Origin of the sequence: Ilumatobacter sp. (assembly GCF_049588435.1) — a bacterium.
In the GTDB taxonomy this organism is placed as follows: Bacteria; Actinomycetota; Acidimicrobiia; order Acidimicrobiales; family Ilumatobacteraceae; genus Ilumatobacter_A.
In genome coordinates this window covers 1-3,904 of the sequence record NZ_JBAVYV010000005.1, presented here as the reverse complement: position 1 = coordinate 3,904, position 3,904 = coordinate 1, and the positions used below count along the sequence as shown (strand labels likewise).

Annotated in this window: 5 protein-coding genes; 3 read left to right on the top strand and 2 right to left on the bottom strand. The window is 65.0% G+C overall.

Annotation, left to right across the window (positions count from 1 at the left end; translation table 11 throughout):
* The coding region (locus WBV89_RS00120) for a maleylpyruvate isomerase N-terminal domain-containing protein (RefSeq protein WP_423979317.1) at nt 1–489 on the bottom strand (489 nt) is incomplete at its 3' end.
* A gap of 85 nt (nt 490–574) precedes the next feature.
* On the opposite strand from WBV89_RS00120, the gene WBV89_RS00115 reads away from it, so the two are divergent.
* Nucleotides 575–1,492, top strand: a complete 918-nt coding sequence (locus WBV89_RS00115; protein WP_423979316.1) for an AAA family ATPase — start codon at nt 575–577, stop codon at nt 1,490–1,492.
* The gene (locus WBV89_RS00110) at nt 1,485–2,963 is read left to right on the top strand and encodes a vWA domain-containing protein (protein WP_423979315.1); all 1,479 of its coding nucleotides are present in this window, start codon (nt 1,485–1,487) and stop codon (nt 2,961–2,963) included. The genes WBV89_RS00115 and WBV89_RS00110 overlap by 8 nt, the downstream gene beginning before the upstream one ends.
* Nucleotides 2,964–3,040: 77 nt before the next feature.
* Here the strand turns inward: WBV89_RS00110 and WBV89_RS00105 are convergent, their stop codons facing one another.
* On the bottom strand, nt 3,041–3,589 hold the full coding sequence (locus WBV89_RS00105) for an adenylate kinase (protein WP_423979314.1): 549 nt from the start codon (nt 3,587–3,589) through the stop codon (nt 3,041–3,043).
* 64 nt (nt 3,590–3,653) lie between these two features.
* Here WBV89_RS00105 and WBV89_RS00100 point away from each other — a divergent pair.
* Nucleotides 3,654–3,904 (top strand): enoyl-CoA hydratase/isomerase family protein (locus WBV89_RS00100; protein ID WP_423979313.1); only part of this gene is annotated, 251 nt, incomplete at its 3' end.

Sequence of the window (3,904 nt, the reverse complement as noted above, 5' to 3'; positions counted from 1 at the left end):
TCCGAAGACACCCGCGCCGCGGACCATCTCCGCGATCGGTTCGAGGTTCGCCTTCGCCGCCCCGGCGGTTGCCTCGTCGATGCCCGACGCGATCCCGGCTGCGTCGGCGATGTCCCACGCGTGCGTGAGCGGGTCGATCCAGATCGTTCCGATGAAGCTGTCGACCTCCATCTCACCGAACGGCGTCTGTGCCACGGTGTGCAGGACGTCGGGCTGATCGAGGGCGGCGAGGCAAGCGTCGACGGAGCGACAGATCGTGTCGGTGGGATCGGCTCCGGCCACGTCGGCCTCGGATTGCTCTGGGGGCCGCTCGCCGTGGCCGGTCGTCGCTGTGATGTTCTGCAGCACCCACGACGCGTGTCCGGCGACCTCACGAGCGCTCCACCCCTCACAACATGACGGGCTGTCCCATCCCTCGGCGGGAACCCGCACGGCCACGCTGCGCAGGATGTGGGCGGCCCGGGTGAACTTCTGCAGGTTGTCGCTCATGTGACCGACGTTACGTCGCAGAGATCGACTCCAGCACCATTCCGATTCCGGCGGAGCCGCTACCGACCGGTAGGTTCGCAGGGGTATGACGACGACCGACGACCGCCCCGCCACGCCCTTCGATGCCGAACCCCGGTTCGAGAGCGTGCAACAGGTACGTGATTCGCTCAGCGAGTCGCAGTACCTCGCCGATGATGGGATCGCAGGCGTCGTCTACCTCGCCGACCGACTCCAGAAGCCGATTCTCGTCGAGGGTCCGGCCGGCACCGGCAAGACCCAGTTGGCGAAGTCGGTGGCGGAGATCACCGGAGCGAAGCTGATCCGGTTGCAGTGCTACGAGGGGCTCGACGAGAGCAAGGCGCTCTACGAGTGGAACTACAAGAAGCAGCTCCTGCGTATCCAGACCGAGCGTGGCGAGACCGAGGAGACTCACGACTGGACCGACGTCCGTGAGGACATCTTCTCCGATGAGTTCCTCCTCACCCGTCCGCTGCTCGAGGCGATCACCGCCGACGAGCCGGTCGTGCTGTTGATCGACGAAGTCGACCGCGTCGAGGTCGAGACCGAGGCGCTGCTGCTCGAGATCCTCTCCGACTACCAGGTGTCGATCCCGGAACTGGGAACCATCAAGGCGAAGCAGATCCCGCTCGTGTTCCTCACGTCGAACAACACCCGTGAGCTGTCCGAGGCACTGAAGCGGCGTTGTCTGTACCTCCACGTGGACTACCCACAGTTGGAGCGCGAGAAGGAGATCGTCCTTGCGAAGACGCCGGGCATCACCGACAACCTCGCCGACCAGGTCGCCCGCGTGGTCCGCTCGATCCGCCAGCTCGATCTGAAGAAGAGCCCGAGCGTCTCCGAGACACTCGACTGGGCCCGGACGCTGATGCTGCTGAACATCGAGACGATCGACGAGAAGATCGCCAAGGAAACGCTCAACATCCTGCTCAAGTACCAGACCGACATCGCCAAGGCGAGCAAGGAACTGTCCGTCGATGACTGACACGCGGACGGGGACCGGGTCGGAGACGGGCGGCATGCTCGACCTGCTCAACGGCTTCGTCGTCGAACTCCGCAACGCTGGTCTCCCGGTCTCGTTGACCGAGAACCTCGACGCGATGGAGGCGGTTCAGCACATCCCGATCGAGGACCGCGACTCGTTCAAGTACGCGCTCGGCGCGACGCTGATCAAGAACCACGCCCACTGGCGCAGCTTCGAGACCGTCTTCGAGGTGTACTTCAGCCTGCGCGGGCCGGAATACAAGATCGGCGACGCCGACAGCGATTCCGACATCGACGATCTGTGGCGCGAGATGCAGGAGATGCAGCAGCAGGGCGAGGGCAAGGGCCAGGGCGGCATGGACTCCATGACGCCCGAGGAGATCGCCCAGATGCTCATGCAGGCGCTGATGAACGGCGATCAGGGCATGATGCGCGCGATGGCGAAGCAGGCCGTCCAGCGGTTCGCCGGGATGGAACCGGGTCGCCCGGTCGGCGGGACGTACTACCTCTACCGCACCCTGCGCAATCTCGACCTCGACAACATGCTCGACAAGATGATGCAGGCGTCGAAGGACGAGACCGGCGGCGAACTCACCTCCCTCGAGGAACGACTCGAGAAGGAGGAGTACCAGGACCGGATCGAGAAGTTCAAGGGCGAGATCGAAGCCGAGATCCGCCGCCGACTCGTCGCCGACCGTGGTGCCGAGGCGATGGCCAAGACGCTGCGCAAGCCGCTGCCCGAAGACGTCGAGTTCATGCACGCGTCGCGCGACGAGATGGTGGCGCTGAAGAAATCGCTGTATCCGCTCACCCGCAAGCTGGCCGCACGGTTGGCCCGCAAGCGACGACACGGACGCAAGGGTCCGCTCGACTTCCGCAACACGGTGCGTCACTCATTGAGCTACGGCGGGGTGCCGGCAGAACCGAAGTTCAAGTACCCCCGCCCGGCCAAGCCCGAGCTGATCGTGATCGCCGACATCTCCGGCTCGGTCGCGGCGTTCGCTCGCTTCACGTTGATGCTGGTGTACGCGATCCAGAACCAGTTCTCGAAGGTCCGCTCGTTCGTGTTCATCGACGGCATCGACGAGGTCACCGACTACTTCAAGGCGACCGAGGACATCCAGGAAGCGATCCATCGGGTCAACACCGAAGCCGACGTCGTGTGGGTCGATGGACACTCCGACTACGGCCACGCGTTCGAGGTGTGGTGGAACAAGTACGGCATGGACGTCGGTCCCAAGTCGACCGTGTTGCTCCTCGGCGATGCCCGGAACAACTACCACGCGAGCCAGAGCTGGGTCGTCAAGGAGATCCAGCAAAAGGCCCGCCACGTGTACTGGCTGAACCCCGAACCGAAGAGCTACTGGAACACCGGTGACTCGATCGTGGGGGAGTACGGCACCTACACCGACGGCGTCTACGAGTGTCGCAACCTGCGCCAACTCGAAGGTTTCGTCGATCTCCTCGCCTGAGTTCGTCCCGACTCCTCCCCAACCGCGTCCCGACGTCTTGTCGGCAGGGATCCGCGTCTTGCCGGCGGCTGCCGACGTCAGGTGTGGGTCGATGCGACGAAGGCGTCGACGTCGTGTTGCGTCCGGAGACGATGCACCATCGCGTGTGACCAGAAGGTCCCCGATGCGTACCCCTCGTAGGTCTCCCGATAGAGCGGGTGGTTCGTCCATGCCCAGAGCAGCACGTTGCGCGCTGGATCGCGGCTGACCAGGTTGCGCAGTGATTCACGGTTTCCGCCCCACACCTCTTCGTGGGTGAGCGCGCGACGCACCGAACGTCTCAGCAACCGCCACATCGACACGCGTCTCGGCAGGTCGAGCCAGACGATCGTGTCGGCGCGACCCTGAGCGATGTCGGCGACGGTTCGGTAGTTTCCGGGCACGACCCAGCCGTTGTGCGTGGCATCGGCCTCGGCGAGCGCGGCGGTCAGCTTCGAACGGAACTCCGGCGTCGGCGTCGGTGTCCAGTCGGGACCGTGCATCAGCTCGTCGAGTTCGACCACCGGAACGTCGATGCGGTCTGCGAGCGCGGCGCCGACCGTCGATTTGCCCGAGCCCGACGACCCGACGATCGACACCCGATGCATGAGGCGAGGGTACCGAACCGGGTCCGGATCAGATTCGCGGGCACCGAACATCTACCGTCGGGCGATGGCAGACGACCGAGAACTCATCCGCTACGAGGCGCAGGGGAGGGTCGGGGTGATCACGATCGATCGTCCGGAGAAGCGCAATGCGATGACGTTCGCGATGCTCGGACAGTTCATCGAGACCGTCGCTCGCGCCGACGCCGATCCCGACACGGTGGTGCTCGTGATCACCGGGGTCGCAGGTTCGTTCTGTGCCGGCACCGACCTGGCCGACCTTGCGACGATTCCCGGGGAGTCGCGCGGCCTGCGGGG

Coding starts and splice junctions, on each gene's coding strand:
- WBV89_RS00115 (WP_423979316.1), top strand. CDS start 575: ATGACGACGACCGACGACCGCCCCGCCACGCCCTTCGATGCCGAACCC.
- WBV89_RS00110 (WP_423979315.1), top strand. CDS start 1,485: ATGACTGACACGCGGACGGGGACCGGGTCGGAGACGGGCGGCATGCTC.
- WBV89_RS00105 (WP_423979314.1), bottom strand. CDS start 3,589: ATGCATCGGGTGTCGATCGTCGGGTCGTCGGGCTCGGGCAAATCGACG.